At 58.3% G+C, this 13645-nt stretch carries 11 protein-coding genes and 1 pseudogene; 10 read left to right on the top strand and 2 right to left on the bottom strand.

The window, feature by feature from the left end:
• The first annotated feature begins 142 nt into the window (after positions 1–142).
• The 4 genes and pseudogenes from BK667_RS00765 to BK667_RS00745 all read left to right on the top strand — a co-directional run.
• Positions 143–760, top strand: coding sequence for an NUDIX domain-containing protein (locus BK667_RS00765; protein ID WP_123510870.1), 618 nt, complete (start codon positions 143–145; stop codon positions 758–760).
• Positions 751–1203: a DUF1249 domain-containing protein gene (locus tag BK667_RS00760; protein WP_123510868.1), complete on the top strand. Its 453-nt coding sequence runs from the start codon at positions 751–753 to the stop codon at positions 1201–1203. The genes BK667_RS00765 and BK667_RS00760 overlap by 10 nt, the downstream gene beginning before the upstream one ends.
• 99 nt (positions 1204–1302) lie before the next feature.
• Positions 1303–2118 carry a 3',5'-cyclic-AMP phosphodiesterase gene (cpdA, locus tag BK667_RS00755; protein ID WP_123510866.1) on the top strand — a complete coding sequence of 272 codons (816 nt, stop codon included), beginning with the start codon at positions 1303–1305 and terminating at the stop codon, positions 2116–2118.
• A gap of 1260 nt (positions 2119–3378) precedes the next feature.
• A pseudogene (locus BK667_RS00745) lies at positions 3379–3600 on the top strand (DUF6124 family protein); the annotation flags it as partial.
• Between the two features lie 137 nt (positions 3601–3737).
• Here BK667_RS00745 and BK667_RS00740 read toward each other — a convergent pair.
• Both BK667_RS00740 and BK667_RS00735 read right to left on the bottom strand, forming a co-directional pair.
• Positions 3738–4637 (bottom strand): hypothetical protein, encoded by a 900-nt coding sequence (locus BK667_RS00740; protein WP_123596525.1) that lies wholly within the window; start codon positions 4635–4637, stop codon positions 3738–3740.
• Between the two features lie 2 nt (positions 4638–4639).
• Positions 4640–5737, bottom strand: coding sequence for a hypothetical protein (locus BK667_RS00735; protein ID WP_123596524.1), 1098 nt, complete (start codon positions 5735–5737; stop codon positions 4640–4642).
• A gap of 279 nt (positions 5738–6016) precedes the next feature.
• Between BK667_RS00735 and BK667_RS00730 the strand changes: the two genes are divergently transcribed.
• The 6 genes from BK667_RS00730 to BK667_RS00705 all read left to right on the top strand — a co-directional run bounded on the left by BK667_RS00730 (position 6017) and on the right by BK667_RS00705 (position 13248).
• Positions 6017–6625 (top strand): YqiA/YcfP family alpha/beta fold hydrolase, encoded by a 609-nt coding sequence (locus tag BK667_RS00730; protein ID WP_123596523.1) that lies wholly within the window; start codon positions 6017–6019, stop codon positions 6623–6625.
• A 43-nt stretch (positions 6626–6668) separates the two neighbouring features.
• Positions 6669–8573 (top strand): DNA topoisomerase IV subunit B, encoded by a 1905-nt coding sequence (parE, locus tag BK667_RS00725; RefSeq protein WP_123510856.1) that lies wholly within the window; start codon positions 6669–6671, stop codon positions 8571–8573.
• Entirely contained in the window at positions 8573–9562 is a 990-nt protein-coding gene (locus tag BK667_RS00720) for an esterase-like activity of phytase family protein (protein ID WP_123596522.1), read from the top strand. The genes parE and BK667_RS00720 overlap by 1 nt, the downstream gene beginning before the upstream one ends.
• On the top strand, positions 9559–10080 hold the full coding sequence (locus BK667_RS00715) for a retropepsin-like aspartic protease family protein (RefSeq protein WP_123510852.1): 522 nt from the start codon (positions 9559–9561) through the stop codon (positions 10078–10080). Before BK667_RS00720 ends, BK667_RS00715 begins: the two co-directional genes overlap by 4 nt.
• A gap of 10 nt (positions 10081–10090) precedes the next feature.
• Complete coding sequence (gene parC, locus BK667_RS00710; protein ID WP_123510850.1) at positions 10091–12358, top strand: DNA topoisomerase IV subunit A; 2268 nt, start codon at positions 10091–10093, stop codon at positions 12356–12358.
• Between the two features lie 176 nt (positions 12359–12534).
• Complete coding sequence (locus BK667_RS00705) at positions 12535–13248, top strand: PqiC family protein (protein WP_123402450.1); 714 nt, start codon at positions 12535–12537, stop codon at positions 13246–13248.
• Positions 13249–13645: the final 397 nt, after the last annotated feature.

Here is a 13645-nt window from a genome sequence, read left to right as displayed (position 1 = left end):
GAGTTGGTTTCGCCCTCACCGTCTATCCCGCTGAAGGTAAAGGGGCTGCATCAAAGGTCGCGGGCGCGTTAGGATGGCGCGAAGTCGAGGTTGCAAGTAACAAAAAGGAACCTCGTAACGGATTGCAGTAAAGAGGATTGTCATGACTGATTTTGCCAACGCCATTCCGACCACCGTTGAGATCGTTCGACGCGAACAGTGCTACGCGGGTTTCTACAAGCTCGATCGCCTGCATTTGCGCCATGAATTATTCGCCGGCGGCATGAGTCGCGAGATCAATCGTGAAGTGTTCGTGCGTCACGATGCGGTGTGCGTGCTGCCTTACGATCCGCAGCGCGATGAAGTGGTGTTGATCGAGCAGTTCCGGGTCGGCGCCATGGGCAAGACGACCAACCCGTGGTTGATCGAGTTGGTCGCCGGTCTGATCGATAAAGACGAAGAACCGGAAGAAGTTGCTCACCGCGAAGCGCAGGAGGAAGCTGGGCTTGTGTTCGGGGCGCTGTGGCCAATGACCAAGTATTTTCCATCCCCGGGCGGCAGCAACGAATTCGTGCATTTGTACTTGGGGCGTTGCGAAACGAATGGAGTAGGTGGCCTGCATGGACTGGCAGAAGAAGCGGAAGATATCCGCGTCACGGTCTGGGCCTTCGAAGATGCCCTGCAGGCCGTACGCGATGGACGAATTGCCAACGCGGCCAGCATCATTGCTTTGCAATGGCTTGCTTTGAACCGCGCTGAAGTGAGGGGGCTATGGTCGTAAACAAGCTGCGCGATCGCTATCGGGTGGACCTCGTGGGGCTGCAAGCCTCCTGCGAGGCGAACTACGCGCGTTTGATGCGACTGCTGCCAGACATGCGCAGCGAACCCGAGGCCCGGCGCATTGCCGTGACCCAGGGCGACCAGATGCTCGGCGTCCTGGCGCTGGAAGTGCTGCAAGTCTGTCCGTACACCACCACCCTGCAAGTGCGCCAGGAACACAGCCTGCCGTGGCTGCCGGTGCCGCAACTGGAAGTTCAGGTCTATCACGACGCGTGCATGGCCGAGGTTGTCAGCGCCGAACATGCAAGACGCTTCCGGGGCATCTATCCTTACCCGAACGCCGCCATGCATCAGCCGGATGAAAAGGCCCAGCTCAATCTGTTCCTGGGGGAATGGCTGAGTCACTGTCTGGCGTGTGGGCACGAGTACGCAGTCGTTCGATAGATGTGAACTGCGTCCGGTTCACACGTTTCCTCTTTTGACCTTCCCCCAGCATAATTGCGGCCACTATCCACCTCCGTGATTCAGCCCTGGGAGAACGCCTTGCCGAGCGTATCCACATTGACCACCGCCGATTCGGCGTTGCTGGTGCAAATCTCCGACAGTCATCTGTTCGCCGAGGCGGACGGGACGTTGCTGGGCATGAATACCCGTGAGAGCCTGCAAAAGGTCATTGAGCTGGTGCGCCAGCAACAGCCGCAGATCGATCTGATCGTCGCGAGTGGCGATATTTCCCAGGATGGGACGCTGGAGTCCTACCAGCAGTTTCGCGACCTGACCCGACAACTCGACGCCCCGGCGCGCTGGATTCCCGGCAATCACGATGAGCCGATGATCATGGCTGAGGCGGCAGTGCAGAGTGCGCTGTTGGAACCGGTGGTGGATATCGGCAACTGGCGGGTGACCTTGCTCGATTCCGCCGTGCCGGGTTCGGTGCCGGGGTATTTGCAGGATGAGCAGTTGCAGTTGCTGGCGCGGTCATTGAGTGAGGCGCCGGAGCGGCATCATTTGGTGTGCTTCCATCATCATCCGGTGTCGATTGGGTGCGCTTGGATGGAGCCGATTGGTTTGCGTAATCCTGAGGGGTTGTTTGCGGTGCTGGATCGGTTTCCGCAGGTGCGGGCGGTGTTGTGGGGGCATGTGCATCAGGAGATTGACCGGATGCGCGAGGGCGTGCGGCTGATGGCTTCGCCTTCGACGTGTATTCAGTTTGAGCCGGGGAGTGAGGATTTCAAGGTTGGGGAGCAGGCGCCGGGGTATCGGTGGTTGCGGCTTTTGCCTGATGGTCTCATTGAAACCGGTGTTGAGCGGGTTATCGGGTTTGATTTCCAGGTTGATTATGGGTCTGACGGTTATTGAGACTTGGCGGCCTTTGGGCCGACCATGCTCTTGGTTGAGTACATATCCATTTCTGCGGTAACGGCTGCTTAAGGTTCCGCTCTTACAGCGGGTCACTTTTGGCAAACGCCCCAAAAGTAACCAAAAGGTCTCGCCCCGGCGTCCGGCCCCTCGCTTAGGCTCGGCGTTCCCTCGCTCCGGTCCTGCTCCGTGGGCCCGCCGCCATCGGCCATCCATGGCCGGGGGCGGCTAGCCCGGCATCCATGCCGGGCTGCCCACTGCGCAGAACCTCCACTCGGCCTCCCGAAGGGGCGGTAGAGCAAGATCAAGAGCAGGCGAGCTAACGCTCGGCCTAATGAGTGGTGAAGGGCGGGCGGTGCATGCCGCTCTGCTTCTGTTTTTGATTTTGTAGGAGCAAGGCTTGCCCGCGAAGGCGTCCTGACAGCCGACCAACCCCTCCCGGATACACTCAATCAAACTGTAGGAGCAAGGCTTGCCCGCGAAGGCGGCCTGACAGCCAACCAACCCCTCCCGGATACACTCAATCAAACTGTAGGAGCAAGGCTTGCCCGCGAAGGCGGCCTGACAGACAACCAATCCCTCCCGAATACACTCGATCAAACTGTAGGAGCGAGCCTGCTCGCGAAGGCGTCCTGCCAGCCGACCAATCCCTGCCAGATGTACTCAATCAAACTGTAGGAGCGAGGCTTGCCCGCGAAGGCGGCCTGACAGCCGACCAACCCCTCCCGGATACACTCGATCAGAATTGTGGGAGCGAGCCTGCTCGCGAAGAGGGTCCGACAGCCGACCAACCTCTCCTGGATGCACCAACTCTCTGTCGGAGCTGCCGAAGGCTGCGATCTTTTGACTTTTATCTTCAAAATCAAGATCAAAAGATCGCAGCCTTCGGCAACTCCTACGACGGTGTTTAATCGTTAGTAAAATTTTCAGAACCTTCCCACAAGGTTTTCAGGTTGCCCGTCAGACGCGGCTTCTCTAGCCTTTTGCCTGTCGCTGACACATTCAGTGATCGGGCTTCGCGGCCTCAATCAGATTCACTTGGTGCATAATCCGCCGGTTCAAACTGGAGTGTCTTGGTGCACGTCGTTTGATGTCATGGCGGCTGTGCGCGGGATACCTTCGGGTATGCCGAGTTGCCAAGTGTTCGGTCCGCGAACCTGCGCACGGCTGCCACCCTTAATTGCTTCGCGGCAATAATCAGTGGCGGCTCCATTTCTCACTTGGAGTACCACCATGTTCAAACCAACCCCAAACCCCCCGACCCGCAAACCCAGCACGATGTACATGATCGTCCCCGAAAAGGACACGGAAAGCCTATTAGCCAATGCCTGCGAGTCCCTGGCGTCGGCGAGTGTCCTGGCCAGCGATTTTGCCGCGCGCCTGCAATGGCCGGACCGGCAGACGGCGATGGCGATCCAGCAACTGGTCATGCTGGCCGATCTGGCGGTGAATCGGGCGCTGGATAATGTTGATCCGGCGTAATTTTTTCAGATAGACCGCGTTATCGTTCTTCGCGAGCAAGCCCGCTCCCACATTGGATCTGCGCCGTTCACAAATCTCTGTGGGAGCGGGCTTGCTCGCGAAGGAGTCCTTACTGATTTCGTCAAACGGCTCATTTTTCAAGCATGAATTAAGCGCAGTACCTCTGTAACGAGGCCTGTTGCAAAACGTTGAGCTTGTATCTGTTCATCTGACGCTTCTTCGTTTTTACCATGCATAAACTGACCGTATAGGACGGGGCCAGTCAGGAGGTATCCCTCCACACCATTTCCCTCCGCAAATTTTCTTTGCAACGCATCTAAACCGGCGTGCATTGCCTCCTTATGTGTCCCGCTTTCAATTTTTGTCAGGAAGCGGCTCGCGATGTGTTCTGGAGGGCCTGCGTATTGCATCACATGAATGAGATCGCCTGCGTCCTTGGGCTCACCGCGGCTGTCGAATGCAAGTGCTTTGAGAATGATGAAAGCTACCAAATCGGCGTATCGAATATCCTCAATCGCGATGCCTGCACCATTCAGCAGTTTTGCGGTAATTCGCTTTTCTTCGTACCAGTCATGAGTGATCTCGGCATATTCAATCGCAAGCGCGGATACCGCCTCACCATCGATCGAAATTTTCGAGAAGGGTTCTTTGTCACCTGCTCCCTTCAGAAACTCGACAAGTACGACATGCTGTTGCGAAATACGTCTCTGCCACCGCCAAGCCGAGACCCAGCCGTTCTCTTCTTGAAACCGTTCAAAACCGCGTTCAGTAAGTTGCTGAGCCAACGATGCGTATCCCTTGCCCTCGGCGATCACTTGAAGATTTAGCACTACATCGACATCGGATGTACCTGCATGCGGCGGGATATCGGGATGCGACTCAGGGGTGAGATATCGTGGTACCAGTCCTCCCACTAGGCGGATCGTGGACTTCAATGTTCCAAAAGCACCCAAGAGGGTGACGAGGACTTGCTCGCAGGCATTGGTGTGATCGCTGGAATAACCGTCAGCGGTTTTAGGCTTCGATGCCAGTGCCATCGTTAAATCCTCAATATGTCCGCTCGCAATTTTTCGGCGAGCTCTTTGTTTCTTCCTCGACCATTTTGGAGGTCGATGTATTGAATGAATGGGCTGGCGAGCCAAACCCCATCCTCTTCTTGTCGGAAGAGCATCGCTGCGCCGCTGCGCTCAATCAAGATGACGTTCGATCCTTTCTCGGCAGGCTTAAGCGCCAAGGCCTCTACGAAACCACTGAATGACTCTGGAGGAACAGCGATGTCAGCGACGTCCACACTCGTCAAAAGAGGCGATATGGCGTTTGCTGCAATAGGTCCTGTAAACGCCCAATCCTGAGATGCATTAGCCTTTTTGGCTGCCTGAGAAATTTGGGTGAGGAGATGCTTGGGGTTTGAACAGAATAGATACCAGCGAGATGTCTTTTCTTTGGCCTTCAGTCGAGCCAATGACCACGCATCAAGTAATTTTCCCGGTTGAGTCAGTTTCCTGCGCTGATCCCGGCCCCGTCCTTGCGATGCGACTACCCATTCAAGCTTTTCGAGTTCTTTAAGAACAATCGAAACTGAATAGACAGAAGTCTCGGATATATCCGCAAGCTGGTATCCAGTGAACCAGTCGTCTCCCAGATGAAGCAGGGCGTGCACGACCTTTTCACGTGAACCGCTGAACAGTGATATCTGGCGTTGTTCACGACCGCCAGAATGTGCCCGTTCAATGTTTACCAGCCAACGCTCATGGCGCAGATACATGGAGCCGCTAGCGTCGTAGTACCCAATGTTTCTAATCCTGAGCTCATCGCGGGCGCCTTGACTCAGGCGTTGCGCAACGATCATCGGCACAACATCAGACCCAATAGCATTCTGGGGAAGCCGCGCGCGATATCCATCAAGCGCCCATACGGCATTGCGAACATCACGTGGATAGCCCTCGTTCAACATTTGGATGGGTATCCGCCATTGGCCGTCTGGTGTATCGACCTCCAGCACGGCATCAAGTGGACCGTCCGTGCTTGGGACCTCATGCGAGATAGTCGAAACTGTGACGCCCGTTGCTTGCTCAAGCGCTGAAATGAAGTCATTTAGCAGGGTTTTTTCTGAATGCTTCGGATAATTGCTCTGCATGGTATTTCCAGATAACTGAACCGGATCGAGCCTTTCGTTATGAAATCAGCATAAGTTATCCGCACAGATAAACAAGGTGAAATTTCTGTTTTGTTATCAAAAATGGCTATGTTATCTGTACTGATAACAATGCTTTTTTTGATAACAATGGTGTCTAGGAAGCATTTCAGCTACTGGTCAGATTCGACAGGTATCTAATGGATCACGTTCATTCTGGCCCCATCACGCCCCCGTCTCCCTGTAAACTGCGCCTCTTTACCCGACGCCCAGGGAGTTCAAATGTCCGGTTCGATCCTTTATATCCACGGTTTCAACAGCGCGCCGGCCTCGAAGAAGGCTTGTCAGTTGATCAAGGTGATGGAGCGTCTGGGCTTGAGCGATCAGTTGCAGGTTCCGGCGTTGCATCACCACCCGCGCGAGGCCATCGGTCAGTTGAACCGGGCGATTGAGGAGCTGGGACGGCCACTGCTGGTCGGCAGCTCACTCGGCGGCTACTATGCCACTCACTTGGCCGAGCACCATGGCCTCAAGGCCCTGTTGATCAACCCTGCCGTCAGTCCGCACCGGATGTTCGACGGGTATTTGGGGACGCAGAAAAACCTGTATACCAATGAAGCCTGGGAATTGACCCACGACCATGTGACGGCCCTGGCCGAGCTGGAAGTGCCGGCGCCCCAGGACCCGCAGCGGTATCAGGTGTGGTTGCAGACCGGCGATGAAACGCTGGACTACCGCCTCGCCCAGCAGTATTACCGAGCCTGTGCCTTGCGCATCCAGGCCGGCGGCGACCATAGTTTCCAGGGCTTTGCCGGGCAATTGCCGGCAATGCTGAGTTTTGCCGGCATCGGCGCAGATTTGTATCAGGCGATTGATTTCACTGCTCTATAAAAAGCTTCGCCTCTTATTAACAGAACATTGACGACGAGACCCCATGGCCACTCCCAGCGCTAGCTCTTATAACGCAGACGCCATCGAAGTCCTCTCGGGCCTCGACCCGGTGCGCAAACGCCCCGGCATGTACACCGACACCAGTCGGCCGAACCACCTCGCCCAGGAAGTCATCGACAACAGCGTCGATGAAGCCTTGGCCGGGCACGCGACGTCGGTGCAGGTCATCCTGCACGCCGATCACTCCCTGGAAGTCAGCGATGACGGCCGTGGCATGCCGGTGGACATTCACCCGGAAGAGGGTGTTTCGGGGGTCGAGCTGATCCTCACCAAGCTTCATGCGGGCGGCAAGTTTTCCAACAAGAACTACCAGTTCTCCGGCGGTTTGCACGGGGTGGGTATTTCCGTGGTCAACGCCCTGTCGAACGAAGTCCGGGTGCGCGTAAAGCGTGACGGCAACGAATACCAGATGACCTTCGCCGACGGTTACAAGAAAACCGAGCTGGAAGTCATTGGCACCGTCGGCAAGCGCAACACTGGCACCAGCGTGTTCTTCGCCCCGGACCCGAAATACTTCGATTCACCGAAATTTTCCATCAGCCGCCTCAAGCACGTGCTCAAGGCCAAGGCCGTTCTGTGCCCGGGGTTGCTGGTCAGTTTTGAAGACAAGGCCACCGGCGAAAAAGTCGAATGGCATTACGAAGACGGCCTGCGCTCCTACCTGGTGGATGCGGTCAATGGTTTCGAGCGCCTGCCGGACGAGCCGTTCTGCGGCAGCCTGGCCGGTAATAAAGAAGCGGTGGATTGGGCGCTGCTGTGGTTGCCGGAAGGTGGCGACAGCGTGCAGGAAAGCTACGTCAACCTGATCCCGACGGCCCAGGGCGGCACCCACGTCAACGGTTTGCGCCAAGGCTTGCTCGACGCCATGCGCGAGTTCTGCGAATTCCGCAGCCTGTTGCCGCGCGGCGTGAAGCTGGCGCCGGAAGACGTCTGGGAACGCATCGCCTTCGTGCTGTCGATGAAGATGCAGGAGCCGCAATTCTCCGGCCAGACCAAGGAACGTCTGTCGTCCCGCGAAGCGGCGGCCTTCGTCTCCGGTGTGGTCAAGGATGCGTTCAGCCTGTGGCTCAACGCCAACCCGGAAACCGGCATGCTCCTGGCGGAACTGGCGATCAACAATGCCGGCCGTCGTCTGAAGGCCAGTAAAAAAGTCGAGCGCAAGCGCATCACCGCGGGGCCGGCGTTGCCGGGCAAACTCGCTGATTGTGCCGGGCAAGACCCGATGCGCTCCGAACTGTTCCTGGTCGAAGGTGATTCCGCCGGCGGTTCGGCCAAGCAGGCGCGGGACAAAGAGTTTCAAGCGATCCTGCCGTTGCGCGGCAAGATTCTGAACACCTGGGAAGTCGATGGCAGCGAAGTGCTGGCCAGCCAGGAAGTGCACAACATCGCCGTGGCCATCGGTGTCGATCCGGGCTCGGCGGACATCGCCCAGCTGCGCTACGGCAAGATCTGCATCCTCGCTGACGCCGACTCCGACGGTCTGCACATCGCCACACTGCTCTGCGCCCTGTTCGTCCAGCATTTCCGCCCGTTGGTGGATGCCGGTCACGTCTACGTCGCCATGCCGCCGCTGTACCGCATCGACTTGGGCAAAGAGATTTACTACGCCCTCGACGAGGCCGAGCGCGACGGCATCCTCGATCGTCTGGTGGCCGAGAAGAAACGCGGCAAGCCACAGGTCACCCGATTCAAAGGCCTGGGTGAAATGAACCCGCCGCAGCTGCGCGAAACCACCATGGACCCGAACACGCGGCGCCTGGTGCAGCTGACGCTGGACGATTTCGAAGCGACCTCGGAAATGATGGACATGTTGCTGGCGAAGAAACGCGCCGGTGATCGCAAATCCTGGCTGGAGTCCAAGGGCAACCTGGTCGAGGTTCTGGGCTGATGCGGTTTGGCTTTGCCCTGGCGTGTGCGTTACTGCTGACCTCGTTGACGGTGTCTGCCGAACCAGCGCCAGAGCTGCGCGTGTTGTCCGAGCATGCCGTCGATGGCATGCGCGGTGGCAATCTGTCGGGGCTGGCCCAGTGTGGCAAGGACCTGTGGACCGTTTCCGATCGCGACGATGATCAAATCTACCGTCTCGATACGAGCGCCAGCACCTGGCAAGCCGAAACCGTACGCATCGATGTGCCGCCCGTGCCGGACACCGGTTTGCCCTGGGGTTTGCGTTCGCGCAACTGGGCGGCGTCTTTCGTGCGGGGCGGGGACCTGGATTTCGAAGGCATCACCTGTGACAGCGCCGGTAATCGTTACATCGTCAGCGAAGGCCATGCGGCCGTGCTGCAAGTACCGCCGACGGGTCCGGCAAACTGGCTGAAAATCTCGCCCATGATGGTTCGCGAAGCTCGGGCCAGGGGCATGCTGCTGCAATTCAATGCGATATTCGAAGGCCTGGCGATCAATCCCGCAGGCGATCAGATGTGGCTCGCCGCAGAGCGCCAAAGCCGCGGTTTACTGCTGATCAAACGCAAGCAGACGGTCTGGGATTGCGACGGTCACTGTGTGCTATTGAGCGAAGCTGGCAAGGAAATGCAGCCGCCGCAGTTTCCCAAGGCCAGAGCAGTTGACCGGGATTTTTCCGACCTGTCATTGTTCGACGGCAAGCTGTTTACCCTTGAGCGCAACGCCTATCAGATCTGTCGTCGCGATCCGCAGACGGCCAAGGTCGAGCGCTGCTGGTCGTATGCCGCCGAGCTGTTGCAGGAAAACCGGCGTTATTCGCAGAACTTCGGTTTGGAAGAGGCATTGATCATCGACGCCGACGGTGCCTGGATTGGGGTCGACAACAATTTCGGTCCACGCGTTGATGGCGAGCTCCGCCCGATTGTCTGGCGCTTCGCCGCGCCTGAAGGTGGCTGGAGCGCCAAGCCATGAGCCAGCAACCGCCGGGCAAACGCGCCGGTCGGGTGTTCATGATCTTGGCCTGGTGCGCCGCATTGTTTTTGGCGACGCGGTTTTTCGGGCAGTTGGAACAGCGTCAGCACAATCCCAACGCGGTGGTGACTTCACAGCAGGGCGAAGGTTTTGTCGAAGTGAAACTGATTGGCAACAGTCAGGGGCATTTCGTCGCCAGCGGCCAGATCAACGGTCAGCCGGTGGATTTTATGTTGGATACCGGGGCGACCGATGTGTCGATCCCGGCCAGTCTGGCCGAACGGCTGAAACTGGAGGAGGGCTTCGGGGTGACCCTGAGCACCGCCAACGGTTTGAGCCAGGGTTATCGAACCCGCATCGACCGGTTGCAACTGGGCGATATCGTGCTGCGTGATGTTCGCGCGCTGGTCGCGCCAGGGCTGGATGGCAATCAGGTGCTGCTCGGTATGAGCGCACTGAACAAACTTGAATTTACCCAGCGCGGTGGCACCATGCTGCTGCGCCAGACAACGAAATGATGAGGCCCGCATGAGCGACTCCCTTGATCTCAGCCTGGACGGTGTAGAGCGCCGGTCACTGGCTGACTTCACCGAAAATGCCTACCTCACCTACTCCATGTACGTGATCATGGACCGTGCCTTGCCGCATATCGGCGACGGCCTGAAACCGGTACAGCGGCGCATCATCTATGCGATGAGCGAGTTGGGGCTGGACGCCGATTCCAAGCACAAGAAATCGGCGCGTACCGTCGGTGACGTGCTCGGCAAGTTCCACCCACACGGCGATTCGGCGTGCTACGAAGCCATGGTCCTGATGGCCCAGCCGTTCAGCTACCGCTACACGCTGGTCGACGGCCAGGGTAACTGGGGTGCGCCGGATGATCCCAAGTCCTTTGCCGCCATGCGATACACCGAGGCGCGGCTGTCGCGTTATTCGGAAGTGCTGCTCAGCGAACTGGGCCAGGGCACCGCGGACTGGGGCCCGAATTTCGACGGCACCCTCGACGAGCCACTGGTGTTGCCGGCACGTTTGCCGAACATCCTGCTCAACGGCACCAGCGGTATCGCCGTGGGCATGGCCACCGACGTGCCGCCGCACAACCTGCGCGAAGTCGCGACGGCGTGCGTGCGTTTGCTCGATGAGCCCAAAGCCACGGTCGAGCAGCTCTGTGAGCACATCCAGGGCCCGGATTACCCGACCGAAGCGGAAATCATCACGCCCCGCGCCGACCTGCTGAAAATGTACGAAACCGGCAAGGGCTCGGTGCGCATGCGCGCCGTCTACCACGTCGAAGACGGCGACATCATCGTCACCGCATTGCCGCATCAGGTGTCCGGTGCCAAGGTGCTGGAACAGATCGCGGCGATGATGCAGGCCAAGCCGTCCAAGGCCCCGCAAATCGCCGACCTGCGCGACGAATCGGACCACGAAAACCCGTGCCGGATCGTGATCATCCCCGGCGCGCGGAAGAATTTTGACCACGATGCATTGATGACCCACCTGTTCGCCAGCACCGAGCTGGAGTCGAGCTATCGGGTCAACATCAACATCATTGGCCTGGACGGCAAGCCACAGCTGAAAAACCTGCGGGCATTGCTGGTCGAGTGGCTGGAGTTCCGGGTGCAGACCGTGCGTCGTCGCCTGCAATTCCGCCTGGACAAGGTCGAGCGTCGCCTGCACCTGTTGGACGGTTTGCTGATTGCCTACCTCAACCTGGATGAAGTGATTCACATCATCCGCACCGAGGAGCACCCGAAAGCCGCACTGATCGCGCGTTTTGCGTTGAGCGAAATCCAGGCCGACTACATTCTCGACACCCGTCTGCGTCAATTGGCGCGACTGGAAGAAATGAAGCTGCGTGCCGAGCAGGATGAACTGCTCAAGGAACAAGCCAAGCTGCAAGCCCTGCTGGGCAGCGAAGCCAAGCTGAAAAAACTGGTGCGCACCGAGCTGATCAAGGACGCCGAAACCTATGGCGACGACCGCCGCTCGCCAATCGTCGAGCGCGCCGAAGCCAAAGCTTTGACCGAACACGATCTGTTGCCGAACGAGAAAGTGACGGTTGTGCTGTCGGAAAAAGGCTGGGTTCGCTCCGCCAAGGGTCACGAAATCGACGCCACCGGGCTTTCCTACAAGGCCGGTGATGGTTTCAAGGCCCTGGCGCCGGGGCGTTCCAACCAGTTTGCGGTGTTTATCGACTCCACCGGTCGCAGTTATTCGGTGGCCTCGCACACACTGCCATCGGCCCGTGGCCAAGGCGAACCGTTGACCGGTCGTCTGACACCGCCGCCAGGGGCGACGTTTGAATGTGTGCTGATGCCGGAAGACGATTCGCTGTACGTGATCGCCTCCGACGCCGGTTACGGTTTCGTGGTCAAGGGCGAAGACTTCCAGGCCAAGAACAAGGCGGGTAAAGCGTTGCTGAGCTTGCCGAACAACTCGAAAGTCATTCTTCCGCGCCCGGTGACCGATCGCGAGAACAATTGGCTGGCGTCGGTCACGACCGAAGGTCGCCTGCTGATCTTCAAAATCAGCGACCTGCCACAATTAGGTAAAGGTAAAGGCAATAAGATCATCGGTATTTCCGGTGAGCGCGTTGCCAGTCGCGAAGAATATGTCACGGACATCGCCGTACTGCCGGAAGGCGCCACGTTGGTGCTACAGGCCGGAAAACGTACCTTGTCACTGAAGGCGGACGACCTCGAACACTACAAAGGTGAGCGTGGACGTCGTGGTAACAAACTGCCACGTGGCTTCCAGAGGGTAGATGCGCTGCTCGTCGAAAACCTCAATTAGGCGTGCTAGACCGCTCGATCTACGATTTAACCCGTAGATCGACGCTTTGGCGCTGGAGTCGGAACGCATATTCACGGATGATATGGCCTTTCAAGCGCCGGCGTGGCCGAGCGTTCTTCATATTTATTGAGTATTTTCACTGTGGTTAGCCTTGTGGCAACCACCTGGATGGGACGATGACTGCTCTGCGCCTTCCGTTAATTTTGATGCTCGCTGGGGTTCTTGGCCTGGCGGGTTGCAGCGTTCACCAACCGGTGTCGCTGTATCAGCTGGACAGCGGAAGTCCAGCTCAGCCTGCGCAAAGCGCGGGCATGGCTGTATTGCTGGGCCCGGTCACGATTGCCGACTATCTGCAACGTGAGACTTTGCTACAGCGTCAGCCGGATGGCAGCCTCCAGGCATCGGCCGATGGTCGCTGGGCGGGTAGCCTGTCGTCGGACATCGATCAATTGCTGTTGCGTCAGGTTGCGGGTCATCTGGACAGCCAACGCGTAGTGCTGGCGCCGGCGACATTGGGGTTTGCCCCGGATGTGCAAGTGCTGCTGACGATTACTCGCCTGGACTCGGGTGAGTCGCAACCGGCGATCCTGGATGCGCAATGGCGTTTGATCGACCGTCGTGGCCAGGTTCGCGATAACCGCATCATTCATCTGCAAGAACAACATGCGGGCGGGACGGCGGCACAGGTCCAGGCGCAAGGCGTGTTGTTGCAGCGTCTGGCCGAACAGTTGTCCGTAGCGCTGAAGCCGTTGGCCAACCAGCCGCCGATTGCCGAAGCGCCGCGTAAAAAGGAGCCCAAGCCTGTAGCGCCTGCCGCGGAGCAGGACAAGCAGCCGAAGATCCCGATGGCTTCGCCGATTCGTACCGATATGGAAGTGTTCAGGTTCTAAAGCCTGGATTGATCCGACACAAAGCCTGCAGAAATGCGGGCTTTGTTGTTTCTGCGGGTTGGGAATGCAGCCCGTGACGCTCTGCGTTACATCGCTGCCAGGCTGGGTTGTGAGGTGAGGCTGGACGCGGAGCGTCCCTGGAGGCATTCCCACGCGGAGCGTGGGAACGATCAACAAAGCCTGCAGAGATGCGGGCTTTGTTGTTTCTGCGGGACGGATCTGCGGTGTTGCTGATGGCCTCTTCGCGGGCAAGCCTCGCTCCTACAGGGTTTGTGTCGTGCGCCACGTGTGTGAACGCCACAAACCCTGTAGGAGCGAGGCTTGCCCGCGAAGGCGTCAGTGCAGTGTCTAGTCCTGAAATAGGTTTACACCTGTTTCACCCTAACGCCCGATGCAC

The organism is Pseudomonas frederiksbergensis (assembly GCF_003732705.1).
GTDB classification, from domain to species: Bacteria; Pseudomonadota; Gammaproteobacteria; order Pseudomonadales; family Pseudomonadaceae; genus Aquipseudomonas; species Aquipseudomonas frederiksbergensis_F.
This window is presented reverse-complemented; position numbering and strand designations above follow the sequence as displayed.